Origin of the sequence: Photobacterium sp. GB-1 (assembly GCF_003026165.1) — a bacterium.
Classification (GTDB): Bacteria; Pseudomonadota; Gammaproteobacteria; order Enterobacterales; family Vibrionaceae; genus Photobacterium.
On the sequence record NZ_PYOB01000004.1, the window covers coordinates 85,394 to 101,459 of the forward strand.

The 16,066-nt window shown below is 39.3% G+C and carries 17 protein-coding genes; 7 read left to right on the forward strand and 10 right to left on the reverse strand.

Features of this window, described 5'->3' with window-relative positions; all coding sequences use genetic code 11:
• The first annotated feature begins 223 nt into the window (after positions 1 to 223).
• The gene (locus tag C9J45_RS21735) at positions 224 to 388 is read left to right on the forward strand and encodes a hypothetical protein (protein WP_233217648.1); all 165 of its coding nucleotides are present in this window, start codon (positions 224 to 226) and stop codon (positions 386 to 388) included.
• A 31-nt stretch (positions 389 to 419) separates the two neighbouring features.
• On the opposite strand, the gene C9J45_RS06280 is transcribed toward C9J45_RS21735, so the two are convergent.
• From C9J45_RS06280 to C9J45_RS06295, 4 genes are all read right to left on the reverse strand, one after another.
• Entirely contained in the window at positions 420 to 1,697 is a 1,278-nt protein-coding gene (locus tag C9J45_RS06280) for a GlyGly-CTERM sorting domain-containing protein (protein ID WP_233217649.1), read from the reverse strand.
• Between the two features lie 182 nt (positions 1,698 to 1,879).
• Entirely contained in the window at positions 1,880 to 3,184 is a 1,305-nt protein-coding gene (locus C9J45_RS06285; RefSeq protein ID WP_107208173.1) for an inosine/guanosine kinase, read from the reverse strand.
• Positions 3,185 to 3,480: 296 nt separating this feature from the next.
• Positions 3,481 to 4,179 (reverse strand): DUF2786 domain-containing protein, encoded by a 699-nt coding sequence (locus C9J45_RS06290; RefSeq protein WP_107208174.1) that lies wholly within the window; start codon positions 4,177 to 4,179, stop codon positions 3,481 to 3,483.
• Between the two features lie 228 nt (positions 4,180 to 4,407).
• Positions 4,408 to 5,652 (reverse strand): NADH:ubiquinone reductase (Na(+)-transporting) subunit B, encoded by a 1,245-nt coding sequence (locus tag C9J45_RS06295; RefSeq protein ID WP_107208175.1) that lies wholly within the window; start codon positions 5,650 to 5,652, stop codon positions 4,408 to 4,410.
• Positions 5,653 to 5,859: 207 nt separating this feature from the next.
• Between C9J45_RS06295 and C9J45_RS06300 the strand changes: the two genes are divergently transcribed.
• Complete coding sequence (locus tag C9J45_RS06300) at positions 5,860 to 6,825, forward strand: hypothetical protein (protein ID WP_107208176.1); 966 nt, start codon at positions 5,860 to 5,862, stop codon at positions 6,823 to 6,825.
• A 174-nt stretch (positions 6,826 to 6,999) separates the two neighbouring features.
• Here the strand turns inward: C9J45_RS06300 and C9J45_RS06305 are convergent, their stop codons facing one another.
• From C9J45_RS06305 to C9J45_RS06315, 3 genes are all read right to left on the reverse strand, one after another.
• Positions 7,000 to 8,085 (reverse strand): methyl-accepting chemotaxis protein, encoded by a 1,086-nt coding sequence (locus C9J45_RS06305; RefSeq protein WP_107292310.1) that lies wholly within the window; start codon positions 8,083 to 8,085, stop codon positions 7,000 to 7,002.
• 285 nt (positions 8,086 to 8,370) lie between these two features.
• On the reverse strand, positions 8,371 to 8,859 hold the full coding sequence (locus C9J45_RS06310) for a CIA30 family protein (protein WP_107290815.1): 489 nt from the start codon (positions 8,857 to 8,859) through the stop codon (positions 8,371 to 8,373).
• Positions 8,860 to 8,939: 80 nt separating this feature from the next.
• Positions 8,940 to 9,212: a DUF3081 domain-containing protein gene (locus C9J45_RS06315; RefSeq protein WP_107292311.1), complete on the reverse strand. Its 273-nt coding sequence runs from the start codon at positions 9,210 to 9,212 to the stop codon at positions 8,940 to 8,942.
• A 178-nt stretch (positions 9,213 to 9,390) separates the two neighbouring features.
• Here C9J45_RS06315 and C9J45_RS06320 point away from each other — a divergent pair, with 178 nt between their 5' ends.
• Positions 9,391 to 9,705, forward strand: coding sequence for a heavy metal-binding domain-containing protein (locus tag C9J45_RS06320; protein WP_107208179.1), 315 nt, complete (start codon positions 9,391 to 9,393; stop codon positions 9,703 to 9,705).
• 120 nt (positions 9,706 to 9,825) lie between these two features.
• On the opposite strand, the gene C9J45_RS06325 is transcribed toward C9J45_RS06320, so the two are convergent.
• Together C9J45_RS06325 and C9J45_RS06330 are read right to left on the reverse strand one after the other, a co-directional pair.
• Complete coding sequence (locus C9J45_RS06325) at positions 9,826 to 10,272, reverse strand: DUF411 domain-containing protein (RefSeq protein WP_107292312.1); 447 nt, start codon at positions 10,270 to 10,272, stop codon at positions 9,826 to 9,828.
• A gap of 81 nt (positions 10,273 to 10,353) precedes the next feature.
• Complete coding sequence (locus tag C9J45_RS06330) at positions 10,354 to 10,791, reverse strand: hypothetical protein (RefSeq protein WP_107292313.1); 438 nt, start codon at positions 10,789 to 10,791, stop codon at positions 10,354 to 10,356.
• A gap of 221 nt (positions 10,792 to 11,012) precedes the next feature.
• Here C9J45_RS06330 and C9J45_RS06335 point away from each other — a divergent pair, with 221 nt between their 5' ends.
• Positions 11,013 to 11,372 carry a helix-turn-helix transcriptional regulator gene (locus tag C9J45_RS06335; protein ID WP_105060270.1) on the forward strand — a complete coding sequence of 120 codons (360 nt, stop codon included), beginning with the start codon at positions 11,013 to 11,015 and terminating at the stop codon, positions 11,370 to 11,372.
• A 47-nt stretch (positions 11,373 to 11,419) separates the two neighbouring features.
• On the opposite strand, the gene C9J45_RS06340 is transcribed toward C9J45_RS06335, so the two are convergent.
• The gene (locus tag C9J45_RS06340; protein ID WP_107260295.1) at positions 11,420 to 12,133 is read right to left on the reverse strand and encodes a phosphatase PAP2 family protein; all 714 of its coding nucleotides are present in this window, start codon (positions 12,131 to 12,133) and stop codon (positions 11,420 to 11,422) included.
• Positions 12,134 to 12,482: 349 nt separating this feature from the next.
• Between C9J45_RS06340 and nagE the strand changes: the two genes are divergently transcribed.
• The 3 genes from nagE (at position 12,483) to C9J45_RS06355 (ending at position 16,038) form a co-directional block, all read left to right on the forward strand.
• A complete protein-coding gene (nagE, locus tag C9J45_RS06345) occupies positions 12,483 to 13,868 on the forward strand; it encodes an N-acetylglucosamine-specific PTS transporter subunit IIBC (protein ID WP_107208183.1) in 1,386 nt (461 codons plus the stop codon).
• A 183-nt stretch (positions 13,869 to 14,051) separates the two neighbouring features.
• Positions 14,052 to 14,729: a response regulator transcription factor gene (locus C9J45_RS06350; RefSeq protein ID WP_107208184.1), complete on the forward strand. Its 678-nt coding sequence runs from the start codon at positions 14,052 to 14,054 to the stop codon at positions 14,727 to 14,729.
• Complete coding sequence (locus C9J45_RS06355; RefSeq protein ID WP_107208185.1) at positions 14,710 to 16,038, forward strand: HAMP domain-containing sensor histidine kinase; 1,329 nt, start codon at positions 14,710 to 14,712, stop codon at positions 16,036 to 16,038. Before C9J45_RS06350 ends, C9J45_RS06355 begins: the two co-directional genes overlap by 20 nt.
• Positions 16,039 to 16,066 lie beyond the last annotated feature (28 nt).

Consider the following 16,066-nt stretch of genomic DNA (forward strand, 5'->3'; position numbering starts at 1 on the left):
TTCTACTGTCGGAACGCCATATCCAGTGTCTGATAAGCGTATATGTAATGCGATTTATAAGGGTTTATTAGCATTTATTAAAAATAGATGAAAGCAAATAGTATTAAAGCACTATTAAAATGCTTTTTTTACCGCAAGCTTACTAGAAACCGAAGTGTTTGTATTAACAACATCGTTTACGACTTATTTAACTCGATTGATTTCAGAAGGGACAATGCGGTCAGTGGGGAAGCTGGTAAACCAAAATAAATCTCAGTTGATTGTTGAAGCGGCGGTTTATGATGCCGAAAATAGAGAAATAGGGCGAGGTAGTGGCGTCTTTGTGCATAGTAAACAGCAACTTGTTGATGTAAATGGTTATGGTCTATACGTGGCAAGCCGTTCCTAATGGTTAGGAACGGCTTGTTGTAATTAAAAAATTAATTACGACGTCTGAAGAGCAATAGTGCAAGGCCAAATAGACTCAATAGACCTGTGCTACCGCCGCCGCCGCCGCCGCCGTCATTTCCATTATCTGGTGCTGGTGTCGGTGTTGGTTCTGGCTCTTTGTCTTTCGCACAACTAGCTAGCGTGTCTTCAGGCGTTTTAACGGTAAAATCGAGTTGGTTAGATGAGCCAAGTTTCTCTCCCCATCGTGTACCAAGTTTTAACGTTCTTTCACCATCATCACAAATCGCATCAGTAGGTGCTGGATTGACAAGTTGTAGAGATACCGTTTTTGTGGTTTCGTTCGGTGCAAACTCAACACGCTTTGCCAGCTCTTGATAATCGGTTGCTGGCACAGCGGTGACCGCATCGGAGTAAACCTCAATCGAAGCAGCTTGAGACAAGTCACCATCACGTGTCACCGTGATAACTTTCTCAAATTCTGACGATTGGTTTTCATCCAGAGCAATAGTGACGTTACCAATTTTTGCTAAAGGTGGTACTTGCGCCCAATCTGCCGTTCTCACTTGGCTAATTGTTTCGAGTAATACTTTCGCATTGTTCGCGGTTACTGTACCACACGCTTCGCCACCTCTTGTTACGTTGGGATCCGAATAGAACTCATTCAAATCAAACTGATTGTAATTGAGGTCGGCACTCATGATGGTCGGTTTGCCGCTACAGCGCCATGCGTAGTTGTCATCTTCAAAATGTGATTGTGTGTGCTCGTACTCATGACCTAGACGGTCAACGTGTCCCCACTCGTGCGCAAGCAACGTTGGGAGAGAGCAGGCTTCGTTAAATACGCTGACGGTGTGGTAACTGGTTTGCACACCACACTGACGGTCAGCAAGGTTGCTGTTGATTACAAGTGAGACGACTGAGGCACCGTATTTGCGGCGTATCTCATCAAAATCACCAAATGAAAAACTATCAGCAACTTCTGCCACATTATCGCCTTCCAATTTCATAGGAATGGCGGCAACAATGTTACGGCGGTATTCGATGTTGTTGATGTCGTGAGCTTTATTCGCAATGGCGGTTTGCTGCATCAAATATCGATTTAACTGCTCAGGTTTGATGCTTGGATCGTAAATAACAAGAATGTTACTCAGTGGGCCGTCGTAACCATTTTCAACTTGGGCGTTGTAATTTTGGATTTCATAATTCGGCCAATTTTCAGGAAGATTGTTTGCTGAGAATGGTTGCATTCCTGCGAATGTGGGGGCACTTAATAAAGCCGATAACGACACGATTAATATTTTATTCATTGTTTTCCTTAACAATATAGACTGCAACTTTATAAAGTAATCGAAAAATTCAAGCCTAATTAACAAAATATTAACTTTCAATGAAGTGGCAAAATTTTGCGATGCACTTATCACATTGAGTTAAATACAAATAACAAAAAAGGAGCTAATTAGCCCCTTTTTTAAACTATTACAAATTGGAATTAACGTTCCCAGTATGCTTCTTCTAAACAGTCTTCACGCTCTGGTAGGCCATGAGATAGGCGAGGTGCGTGTTGGATCAATACTTCATAACTAACACGGTTAGAGTACTGGCAAATCTGAGAGAAAGACGAATACGACAAGAAATTCGCAGTGTGTTTCGCAGAATTAGGTACATTAACCTTATGGAAACGGTTAGCAGACATATCGTGTAGAAGTGCAGAAAGCGCAGCATCACCCGCACCGTTTGTGTTTTTGATCTCAACAGGGCCACCAAGGTAAGGGGCAATGTGAGAGTAAACACGAATTGGGTTTTCACATGCACTTTTTGCCATTGGGCGGCTGAATTCGTATTTATTGAATTCTGGGATCTTACCCGGCAGAAGCGGCAGTGATGATTCACGCTTTAATGAATCTTCGGTGTAACCCGCCATGTATAAACCCGCAGGACCGGCAGTACACAAAACCATATCAACCCAATCAAGTGCTTTATCGGCAGCCGTCAGTGGATCTGTTTCACCGGTTAGTGCTTCAGCTTCTTCTTCGTTCATCGCAACACAGGTGACGTGCTCTTTTAGAAACTCAATCCACCATTCGCGCTTATCTTCGATAACGTATTTAGTCCCCATCGTCAGTACGACTGGCACATTATACTTTTTCGCGTATTCGATAGCTTTCAGTGCCGCATCTTTCATTGGATCTGTTGGCTTACCACGAACAAGGTAAGTTGATAGCACCAATGCAGAGGCTTTTTTGAATGCAGATTCAGGAATACTCTCTGGACGAAGTTGGTTCATTTGACCTTCGTTAATCGCGAAAGTACGTTCACCATCTTCACTGATAAGCGTGTAACAACGACCGATAGGGCCATTTACAGGCTGCAGGTAATCTAAATCCATACGGCTAGAGGTGTTACATAAATAGCGGTAGGCGTATGAACCGATTTTTAGATCTTGGCTCATTACACCAAGCAGAATTGACTTATCATCAGCTAATACAGAGTAGTTGTGCAATGTATTACCAATGGTATCGCCAGGGTATTCGTGGCTGATAAGCTTACGATCTTTTAATTCTTTATAAAGCAGTTCAGCTTTATCTTCATCAAGAACGACAGATTGTCCCTTAGTAAGAGCATGTCTGGCTAAGAAGTCATCGTCAACGCGAGCTTCAATATCAACTATGGTTTGACCTACACCAATTAGATGTGATTTTGCTAATGGATTGTCTTGTTGAATTTGAACAATTAATGGATCGCGGGCATTGACAGGAAAGTAATGTTTTGACTTACGTTGACCAGGAAATTTCATGTCTTGATGGCTATGGAATTAAGGGATTTTGATTTATTCTAACATAAAAACGCGACTGGAATCTCATTTCTTTGAAATATCGTGTTTATAGTTGTTCTTTTGCTGTTTTTTTAAACGAGTCAAATAAAGTTAGATAAAAAGAGGCTAATAACTATGCTTTTAAGCTATTTATCAGCGATGTACATCGATTTGTGATAGGCGTGAAATGGTAGCTATATTAGCGATTATGGTAATTTATAAATTAAAAAGTTATAAAAAAGCCACATTAGCAGCTTTTTTACGAGAAAAGGATAGAATCAGTTAAGTCTTTTTAATTCTTCTTGTGCTGATTTACCACCGACAGGGCGGCTAACCGAAATGGAACGGCCTTTTTTCATGCCTTTTTCATAATCATCGGTGAGTGCTTTCATTGCTTCTTGTAGCTGTTTTTTAAACGTTTCACGATCAAGGTTTTCAAATTGTTTATCAATGTAGTTCGCCATACGTTGATCATGGTCATCGTCTGTCGTTAACTCCGGCAGTTTTTCCAATGCACCTTCAAGCCAACCTGCTAGGAAAGAGTTTACACGTCGTGTGACTTCCTGTGTGCTAGTGCCAGAACCGGCAAAACTGTTTCTAAATTGTCCCGTTTGTTGGTTCATTTCACGATATACAACATCAAAAGCAAAAGCAGCGAAAATTGCGCGCTCAGCCATACCGATGAATTCCGCTTTTTTTAAACCTTTATAATTAGTTAGTACACATTCCACGCCAAATCGACGGTTAATACCACGGATAATTTTTAATATCTGTGCGCTTATATCAGTTGGAAGTAAGGTTTGAGATTTTGTTTTGCCCATTTTGATGAATTCAATATCGTCTTTCTCAAGACCATATTTGAGCATGAGGCGATGGGCCATACGAATAGCTTGCGCGGCTTCATTAACGTTAGCCGAGTTACCTAACTCAAGGCATTTTGCTATTTTCTTTAGCGCCTTTCGCTTTTGTTCAGACATTCAACATACTCACGATTTAAAACAGGGCACGTATTTTACCGCTTTAGTTGCTATTACATCAAGCGTAACGGCTATTAATAACGACAATTAATACTAAGAACCTAATCTTTATCATAACAACATACTGTAACGATAATTTCTGTTGATATATTTTTCTTATTATCTGATTACACGAAACGAAAGATTATCGTGTAATCAGATAGTTGATAAGGGTATCAGTGAAGGGGTCTATTTTAATGCCGCCCGTTTAGCACGGCGTTTAATATTTCCTGTTTTGGTCATAAAATCGAACAGTGGCGCAAACAAGTTGGCAAATAAAATAGCGAGCATGATACCTTCGGGATAAGCAGGATTTAGCACGCGAATGAATATGGTCATCACACCAATTAAAATGCCGTATGCCCATTTCCCTTTATTGGTAAATGCGGCAGAAACTGGATCGGTTGCCATAAAGAAAGTACCAAAAGCGACACCTCCAATAACAAAGTGCCAATAGAAGGGCATTGAGAACATGTAATTAGTATTTGAACCAATGGTGTTAAGTAGTAAGGAACTCCCTGCGAGGCCGATGAAAACACCTAGTACAATTCGCCACGATGCGATTCGCATAAAGATTAAGATGACGCCTGTTAGCGCGATAAATAGGGTTGAGACTTCCCCCATTGAACCGGGAATATTACCAATGAAAGCATCAAACCATGAGATAGGTTGCCCCGTCATATTATTCGTCAGTGCATTTTGTCCACCTTCATACCACTGACTGAGTGGTGTCGCCCCTGAATAACCATCTGCTGCAACCCAAACAGCGCCTCCAGACATATTTGCAGGGTAGGCGAAGTATAAAAAAGCACGACCAGCGAGTGCTGGATTTAAGAAGTTTCGACCCGTACCACCAAAGATCTCTTTTGCGACAACAATACCAAAGGTAATACCTAGCGCCGCTTGCCAAAGTGGAATAGTCGGAGGAAGAATAAGCGCAAATAAAATTGAGGTGACGAAGAAGCCTTCATTCACTTCATGCCGCCGAATAATGGCAAACAATACTTCCCAGAATCCACCAACAATAAATACAGTCAGGTAAACAGGGAAAAAGTAGCTAGCACCAACTAAGAGATCGCTGATCCAACTTGAATGCTGAACGGCGTCAAGAGAACCCCATATCCAGCTAAGTCGCCATGAGGAATCCAATGCTTGTTGCGCCGCTGTCGCATCAAGTCCATATAATAACGCATGACTAGATTGTTGCCCTATGTTGTACATACCCCAAATCATGGCGGGAAAAACAGCTAACCAAACCATGATCATAATGCGTTTTAAATCAATGCTATCTCTAACATGAGTAATACCTTTGTTGACCTGTCCAGGGGTATAGAAAATAGTTTCAACCGCCTCAAACAAGGGATAAAAGGTTTGGTATTGTCCACCAGGTTTGAACTTTGGTGATAGCTTATCTAAATAACGTTTAAGACTCATAACACACCCTCCTATGATGTATTACGAGCGATCGCTAAAATAGATCGCTTTTTGAGCAAGTAAACGCCTTTCTTTATATCTAACACCTCTATATCTAATGAAAGATAAAATCAGATTAGCCATAAACAGCGACTTTAAGTATAAATAGCCATACAAGGTTGAGATCATGTCAACTTCAACGATTACCACAACAATGAGTACTCCCATATGACGACCGATTATGTGTCGATTGATGTGCCTTTTGAGTTTCGTCATACCTGTTGGTTTTGTGGCGAACCTTATTATGAAAGCCATGCGTTTATGGCAAAGCCTAATTATGATGGCCAATCTGCACCTATCATGGTGCCTTGTTGCCAAGAGTGCTTTGGTTTTACGAAAGAAATTAAAGCAAGTGGCCTTGATATTTTACGCGATAAAGTAAAAGAGAAACTGCATAAGAAGTATCAAAAGCATTTACAGATTGGTGTTAATTGGACTAAGCAAGAGCTTGAAGAGTGTGAATTTGAAGGCAAAGCACTTGAAGGTTTTCGTGAAAGCGCATGGGCAATGTTTGAAATTGCCAAAGAGCGAGTCAATTACCGTGGATGGGCGGTAAGTATTGATGGTATTCCTGTTGAAGGGCTAACAACAGCGTTCCAGTTTGAATTTGATGGCATTGTATATACAAGTTTAAATCATGCCGTGATCCAGCTGGCGACGGCATATGCGATCCCACAACCCTATTTGGAACAGGTCATTGAGTTAGTCGGACGCGATAAAATGGCGTATGCCTTACGTTTTTGTAAAACAAGCTACGGTTATTCAAGTGCTGAAATTGCGGCAAGTTTAGCGAGTTTACGAGCATTGTTAGCGGAAGAAAAAGCCAACAAGCAGATTGAATCTAGCAGTACTTGTTGTAAAAACAAAAAAGTCGCTATTTCGGAGATCAAAGAGCTGATCTTACATCGAACGATGATTTCACCTTATGCCATTCAATGGGCGCTAGAGCATGGTGCAACCACCTTGCAATTATTAGCAGAACAAGAAGAGGCGTTTTTTGAGCATTTTAATAAAGAATCTGAATTAACAGCCTTTACGTATTTTAATGGCTTACAGATTTACCTTGAGCAGCGAGAGATTGATCCTGAGTGGGTCGTTAATTCTGATCCAAATAAGCAGCTATTTGAATCTTAACTGAGTAAATGATTTCCCATCAAAGTGCTGTAATGGTGAGAGGGCATTGTTGCGCTCTTAAACCTATCTGAACAACGGTGTATAGCATGTAAAAAAACTATACACCGTTTATATTTGAGGTGATCTTTAGCACTCGATATAAACACAAGAGTGCAATTAAAATAACCTAATCAACTAGCTTTGTGTTATTTCGTGCATTAAATTGTCGATTTGGAGAACTACTTTTTTACTTGCTTCTTCCATAGCGTTTATTGCCGTTACTACTTCTGACATATTGCCCGATTTCGCTTGGCACATCGCTTCACGACCCATTTCATGAACCGCTTTATGAGGCTCTTCCATTAATGCATAGCTTCTTAAATGGCTAAATGCTTTACCTTCACCATGGTAGTACCATTGACCTAAACGACACTCCGAGTGGCTATTAATAACTTCATTAAATGCACCACGCTGCAGGAAGCTGTAAATATTATTTTTCCAGATGGCATGATCAAGTTTTACCGTATCTAAAAAAGCACGCGTTGATGCAATATGAATAACACGCTGCATATGTTCAGATTGGCCAACCACTTCATTAACAATGGTACCGATTTGAGCAGAAGAAGCTGATACTTCTTCAGCACAGGACTGGTTTTCATCAATCGATGATTTTATCTCATTCACTTGCGTAAGTACTTGGCTAACAAGAGTGTCAATCTGCTCGCTGGCTTCGCTTGCTTTGCCTGCTAAATTTCTAACTTCATCGGCTACAACCGCAAAACCACGCCCAGCTTCACCCGCACGAGCAGCTTCAATAGCGGCATTGAGGGCTAACAAATTCGTTTGGTCAGAAATTTCTTTAATCGTTGATACAAGGTGAGAAATAGAAGTGGCGGTGGTATCGAGTATTTTTACAGAGTCTGTACTTTGAGTGGCCTGAGAGCTGATGTTAACCGCACGAGTATCAAGGCGTGAAAGTGCCTGATGGGTTTGTGCAAACATTTCGTCTAGTTGTTGTAGCTGATGGTTTTCGTGTTCCATAGATTGAGCACTTTCAACCATCTCATTACGGATCGTTGTAAGCATGTCGCCACCTTTTAAACTGCACGACAATAACTCATCACTTTTATGGTTATCCTGCTTAGCCGATTGAACTAATTGTTGAGTTTGTTGAAGTTTTTCTTCTAAGGCGGTGATATCAGCTTGATACTTTTCTTTAAGGTCTGCTAACTCTTGCTTTAGCGCTTTATTTTCTGTTTCTATTCGTTTTCGTCCAAACATTGTTATCAAACCTTTATTTATACAGCCGTGAAATACAATCGATCTTCCATAGTGAAAGTAATACTGAGTATTAATAATATTATCTGAGAAATACGGCACTTATACCGTGACTTGTTACAAATATTTAAAGATTGTGAATAAAAAACGAAATGATAAGTTGTTACCCGTTAATAATCAAATAAGTGGTTGTAAAGGCTTTATAAGTAGAACAAGTGAAACATCTTCATAAACCATTTAGCGAAGACTGGCTAATAAAATCCCTATATTATTATGTGTTAGTGAGTTTTATTTAAAATTAAGAAATTCAATACTCTGAACTTTCAAGACGAAAGGGAGTGGTGTTTTATCAGCAATTAAAAAGCCAATTTGTTTGATATCTTGTGCGACAAGTTCGGGCGCGCCAATCAGTAACCTTCCTCTAAACACAGCTTTAAAGTCATTAAAGTTAAAAGTTTTGCTTTGTTGTTGCCCTTTAATCGTTTCGAATTCATGTTTGTAGTTAATAGGGTAACCATCTTTCCTCGTCGTAAACCGTAATTGATATGTTCTACCATCACCAATATAAGTCAGATTCACAGCGTTAATGTTATTAGTTAATGGTGCTACTGTTCTATTTACCGAGCTAAATCCGCCATTGTTATCTAATGATAGCTCACCAGTAAATTGACTTACGCTGCCATCATAGGTGAATTGCCCAGTAGAAATACCACCCATCACGTTGTCGTTTACGGCAGACCAACGTTCGTATTCTTTCGGACTGGTAAAATCCATCATTTTTAATTCTGAACTCCATGCTTTAGAAGAAATAATCGTGGCGATAGTGATGATAATAGATAATAAATTCATACTAACACCTATTTGACCGTTTGCGTGTTATTGGCAATCAGTGATAAACAACGCTTAGTGAAGTCTACATAGTTTGCATGTTTCTCGTATTCAACTTTTAGCGAACCATGAAACATCAATGTGACCGTTACATCTCGAAAATTTAGCCAGCAGGTGTAACCGTCATAGTCATGCCATGCGTATATATCTTCCAACAAGTATTTGCTATCTAGGGGGGTACCGATTGAGCGAATATGATCAAATACTCTAAGAAATTCTTTAATAGTAAGTTGACTTTCCATTTATCACTCCAACAATGTAGATATTAACTGAGTGTAGTTATCTTATTAAAAGAGTTACGATTTAATCATATGCATTGATCACCTAATGCATCATTACCATTTTAATAACATATGAGTGAGGGTGTTATTGTGATAGGTTCTCATTTATCACTGTTTCTAACGCAACGGCAGAGGCCATATGATTTACACAACAACGGAAACAATATCTGGACGTGAAATAGAGTCCTTGCTGGGCGTGGTCACTGGAAGTGTTGTTCAGTCAAAACATGTCGGCAGAGATATTATGGCAAGCTTAAAGAGCATTGTGGGTGGCGAATTGAAAGGGTATACAGAAATGCTAATGGAAGCACGCGCGCTTGCGACAGAGCGTCTAATTGCAGAAGCTGATAAACTTGGTGCTGATGCTATTGTTGGCGTGAGATATACCACTAGCTCTGTCACTGATGCCGCATCTGAAATTATGGCTTTTGGTACAGCCGTTAAATTAAAATAGTGTTATCTGTTGTGATGCAGTAATTCATTTGAATCTTACGGTAAGAATGTATAGTTTCTGTATGCGATACATTAAAAAGCCCGTCACAAGTACGGGCTTTTCATGCATCGCTAAAATCGATTACTGGTTGTAGCGTGACCAAACCATGGTGTTGCCATCCTTATCAAATGCTAACACGTCATAGGCGTCTTTTTGATCGCCATATTCCATACCAGGTGAACCCATTGGCATACCACCTACAGCAAGGCCAATCATACGCTCAGGCTTACTTTCTAAGAAACGCTTAATTTCAGTTGCTGGAATATGTCCTTCAAAAGTGTAACCTTCAATTTGTGCAGTGTGGCATGACGCATATTCAGGACGTAAACCTAATTTAATTTTAATAGGCGTTAAGTTTTCTTCGTACACCATATCTAATTTAAAGCCATTGTCTTCCATGTGCTTAACCCATTCTTTACAACAACCACAGTAAGGTGACTGGTAGTTAGTGCCAGTAATAGGTGTACTTGCTTGAGCCAATGAGGTAACAAATAAGCATGTAGCAGCAAAGATATGTGAAATTTTCATCTGTAAGTCCTTCAAGTTGCGCGAATATTGTCGCGCTAAATAACAAAATAAAGTGGTGGCAAATGCCGATTAGTTATTTCGTTAAACGAGAGGAGGCCTTAGTTGTGCTTCACTAAAATAAATAGGTGCGTGTGTTTGACTTGCATATAATTGCACGTCATTAACAACTGCAGAAAACGCAAACAAAGTTAACAGTGCTGCTTGTGTTTGTTTGCTCTTGCAATCATCGTCATTACAGCATGATGATTTTTCTTTAACAGTATCGTTGTGAGCCAGTGATATATCATCGATATCGCTCATTCCACAAGAGGAAAGCGTCGTGATGTTCGTTGACAACATAGGCATAATTTCATCGCAGCATTGATCTGGATGGGCTGCTTCTTTTAATGGTGTTGTCATTTGAAGGCAGTGTGTTTGAGGTATTTGATCAAAGCTAATGGTGCGTGCAATCACAGCGTTAGTAAAAACACTGAAAATGATAAAGAGTGTGAGGATTGAACGACGACACAACGTGATCATATAAAAGCAGCATTCCTTACATAACATTAGCTTATAAATATTAATTATTAACAAGTATATATGAACATCATGTAAGTACAATAACGAGGTTGTAACGAGCTGTGTTATCGAAGCAGAGCTTAACGCGGTTTTGACATTAATACCTAGTAATTAGGCGTAAACTATTCTAACTAGAGGAAATGACTCTATTTTAAAATAAAAATGCGCTGTTAGGGCTAATTATGTTGTATACAGAAAAAGATCGTCAAATTTTGCATGACACATGGATGAGTTACAAAGCAAAAATGCGTATAACTCAGATTGAAATGGCTAAAAAGCTAGGCTTAACCCAGTTGGAGTTTTCAGATATTTTACGGGGATCTAAACCGATTGAGCAACAGTTCGTCAATGAGTTTTGTCGTCTATTAAATGTTGACCCTATCTTGATTTTACCGTCACTGCGAGAGCAAATGGCTTCAGGACAAAGCGCTAATTCATCTATTAAAAATACGTTTATTTTTGATGGTGAAATTACTAACGTAACGTATTCGGGCAATCAATTGATTGTTGAATACGAACACAAAGCGACACCTGTACAGTAAATTAATATTGTGTGGATGTAAAAGAGGGCTCTTGCGAGCCCTTTTTATTATTTCTCAGAATCTACTCGCCATTCGGGTATAAATAAATATAACACTGCTGCAGATAAGATGGAGCCCATTACGTCTGATGGGAAATGCATACCTAGCCATAAACGGCTAATACCCACACCCACGGCCCATGTTACAAGTCCACCAGCTAATAAATAGTGGCGAGTACGTAGTAAAAAGCCGCCCCAAAACAGAACGCAAATTGCAGCAAAGATTGTGTGTCCTGATGGAAATGAATAGTTTGTTTCAGCTTCCCAACTACGAATGCGCCATTTACTAATATAGGTAGATGCTTTTTTAACAACGTTTTTTCTTTCGCTTTTATTCAGCTGATAAAAGTTTTCAGGTGATGTGACTAAGTTTAAACGCTGTAGTTCATAGGTATAAGGACGAGGGATCGCGGTTTCATGCTTTAAGATTGTTTTCGCGCCAAAACTTAGTACCAACAAAATAGCAAATTGAATCCACAACTTAATGATTTGTTTTTTAGGTAAACGGAAAAATACCGGTAATAAACACAGCAATACGGTTGTGATAAGGAAGAAGGGTTTACCTGCCGTATCCGTTAATAAAGAAAATGATAAGCCAGCCGCATTATTAATGGGATCGCTTAACAGAGGTACTGGGAATATAGAGATAGCAATGAAAAGTGCTAATGCAAAAAAAGCTAATGCTAGATAGTTAACAAGTTTTTGAGAGATAAAAGACATCATGGTTAAAGTCAATCAGTAATAGGGTATGAGTAGGTTGACATCAAATTCTAAAGAAAGTGCCATAGAAATGATATTTTATTTTCACAAAGACGGCCAAATTTTGCGGCAAAGAGAATGTGTAATGCTATATAGCTATGATTATTTGCTATTGATTCTTTTCATGTTAAACGTGAAAAACTGGAGAATTTATAAAACTGTGATGTCTATCACTCATAATTGTGCTTTTAGAAGCAAACATTAAGAATCCTTAATCTTTTGCTTAATTCCAATTAAGAATCAATGCGTATCATTAAGTTATTAAAACAATTTACTTTAATTTTAACTTTTAACTTTTAACGTGGAGAAGAGGATGAGCATTCTCGGACATTTCCAAAAGCTAGGAAACGCAATTATGTTTCCTATTGCAGTTTTACCGATTGCCGGTATTTTGCTGCGTATTGGACAACCTGATCTATTAAATATTCCTTTTATTGCAGCGGGTGGTCAGGCTGTATTTACCAATCTTGCATTACTTTTCGCAATGGGTGTGGGGGCCGGATTTTCGAAAGATAATTCAGCAGCAGCAGCGATTGCATCTGCCGTAGGTTATTTCATCCTGATGGCGGCACTTAAAACGTTAAACCCAGATGTTGATCCAGGTGTTGCTGGCGGTATCATTATTGGTGTTTGCGCCGGTCTTCTATATAACCGCTTCCATGCAATCAAATTACCTGAGTTCTTAGGCTTCTTTGGCGGAAAGCGTTTTGTGCCTATAGTAACGGGTTTAGTTGCTTTAGTACTTGCTTACGCATTCAGCATTATTTGGCCTCCAATTCAAGATGGTATTAACCATCTTGGTCAATGGATCCTAACAAGTGGCGTACCTGGTGAGTTCGTTTACGGTGTTGCTAACCGTCTATTAATTCCACTTGGTTTACACCATATCTTAAACAGCATGGTTTGGTTTGTATTCGGTAGCTACACAGCTGCGGATGGCCATGTAGTAACAGGTGAAATCTCTCGCTTCTTTGCTGGTGACCCAACAGCAGGACGCATCCTAAGTGGTTTCTTCCCAGTTGTTATGTTTGGTTTGCCAAGTGCTGCGCTTGCATTCTATGTAACAGCGAAGAAAGAAAACAAGAAAGTGGTTGGTGGTATGTTGTTAAGTGTTGCACTAACTGCATTCTTAACTGGTATCACAGAGCCAATCGAATTCATGTTCATGTTCCTAGCTCCAGCATTATACCTAGTACACGCTATTTTAATGGGTGTGAGTATTGTTGTGGCGTCTTACCTGAATATCCACATGGCATTTAGCTTCTCTTCAGGCTTAATTGATTACATCTTGAACTACAACGCACCTGCTGCGCACAACTCATGGGAAATTATCCCAATGGGTCTTGTGGTAGGCGCAATCTACTTCGTAATCTTCGTTACTGTAATTAAGATGTTTAATCTTAAAACACCAGGTCGTGAAGATACGCCGGCTGAAAACTCTAACCCAGAAGACGATGCTGCAAGCAAAGCAGATTTAGCAAAAGCTTACCTAGCAGCATTAGGTGGTAAAGATAACTTAACTGATATTTCAGCTTGTATCACACGCTTACGCTTAGGTATTGTTGATCGTTCAGTTATCGATGACACAAAACTTAAACAACTTGGTGCTAAAGGTGTAGTAAATGTAGGTTCTAATAACCTTCAAGTCATCCTTGGCCCCCAAGCTGAAATTATTGCTAACCAGATGAAGTCACTTTAAGACGTTAGCATTAAGAAATTCGTGATTTCATAATTCCCCCTATGATCACGTTAAGCGGCCTACCTTTTGGTAGGCCGTTTTTTTGTCTTTAAAAAGTAAAGCCATGATCCTGTTACCTGAAAATTATATCTCTTATGTATATAATGCGAAAATAAGCGGTGAGAAGAAATGATTAGGTATTAAATGAAAGTTCTCGTTATTGAAGATGATGTCACTACGCGTGAATTTATTGCGCAAGGATTGCGAGAGCATGGCTTTGTGGTTGATGAAGCAGAGGATGGTCATCAAGGATTAATGATGGCAACAAGTTGTGAGTATCAACTGATTATTTTAGATCGAATGTTACCGATACTTGATGGTTTAAAAGTACTTGCAGCATTACGAGCAACAGAAAATGAAACCCCCATCTTAATCTTAAGTGCCATGGATAGTGTAGAAGACCGTGTAGCTGGTTTAACGGCAGGCAGTGATGATTATTTAACGAAACCTTTTGCTTTAGCTGAGCTAATTGCTCGTGCCAATATATTAGTGAAGCGCCATCAGTCTAGTGTGAATATTTCATCTGAATATAGCTATGACGATTTACGACTTGATATTAAATCTCATCGGGTATGGCGCGGATCTCGCGTATTAAATTTGCAGCAAAAAGAGTTCTTACTTCTGCAATATTTAATGGAGCATGCTGAAAGTGTGGTTTCGCGTATGAGCTTATTTGAGTCGGTATGGAGCTACCACTTCGATCCTAAAACCAATGTTATCGATGTACATATCGCAAACTTACGAAAAAAATTAGAAGAAGGTGGTGAGCCCAGTTTGATCCATACCGTACGAGGTGCAGGTTATGTCTTACGCAGGCTCTGATCGGTTATCGCGTTCGAGTATTCTTAAAGTTCTACTCTATTTTATTTGTTGTGTTGCTATTATATTTATACTGTTTATTAACCAAGTTTATGTTAATTCAGAAACTATTTACAATAAACAGTTAACAAAAGAGTTAAATATTGAAATGACATTGTTTGAGCGTATGGTTCAAAAAGGTCATATTAATGCGATTCCTGATCTTGTTAAAGAGCATCAGCAAATCCAAAATGAGCTTGAATATAGGATTATCAACAGACCAGAGATGAATACTACGCTATCGTATCCAGCAGTATTATCAGATACCGAGCTTAGTGTTAATCACCTTCAAAAGACATTAAATTTACCTAATAATAAGATGCTTATTATTAGTGTTAATCCTGAAATAATGCGCTCATACCGAGAAAACATGACACCAATGTTAGTTTCAGGCATTGTGGTTCCCGTGATTTTGATGCTTGCGGGCGCTCTATTATTTGCAATTTCTATTTTAAGGAAATTAGAGCGTGTTAACCATGGTATGAACCGAGTTAGCCTTGGCGAAAAAGGGGTGAAACTCCCAGTCAGTAAAAATGATGATGAATTTGATGTACTGACTATCCACCTTAATTTTCTTATTGAACAAGTCGAGAAAAAAGAAGAGTCATTAAAGGAACTCTCGGTTGGTATGGCGCACGATTTGCGTACACCAATTGCAAGAATGAAACTTCGGCTTGAAAGCTTACTCGAAAAAGATACGACACCGTTTACCAAAGACTTAGAAGCTTGCCATGATGATTTGGAAGTACTCCTTAGCATGTTCAATGGGATGTTGGAAATTTCTCATATCAACACGGGGAAACATAAAATTGATAAGCAATGGGTAAGTCTATCTCAAGTTTGCCAAGATGTTGTTGATTTTCTATTGCCTATTTCGGATGAAAAGAAACAAGTTTTATCATTTCGTGAGGACGAGCCATACCATGTAAAAGGTGAACCTAGTTTACTCTTTCGTGCCATTTATAATGTGGTTGAAAACGCGATTAAATATACACCTGATGAAGGAAGTATTGATGTTGTCGTCGATCATTTTGGTGTGGTAGTGATTGATAATGGAATTGGCGTATCCGATGAAGATAAAGGACGCATTAAAGAGCCGATGTACCGTGCTGATAAAAGCAGGACGCATCAAGGTTTTGGTTTAGGATTATCGCTTGTTGAAGCGGTGATGAAACGTCATGGTGGCGATTTGGTGTTTAGTGATAATAATCCTGGTTTACGAGCACGATTATATTTTCCTTTAAAACATGATCATAGAATAAATGATCATTAAGAAAAAGCCCGCTAATGGCGGGCTTTTT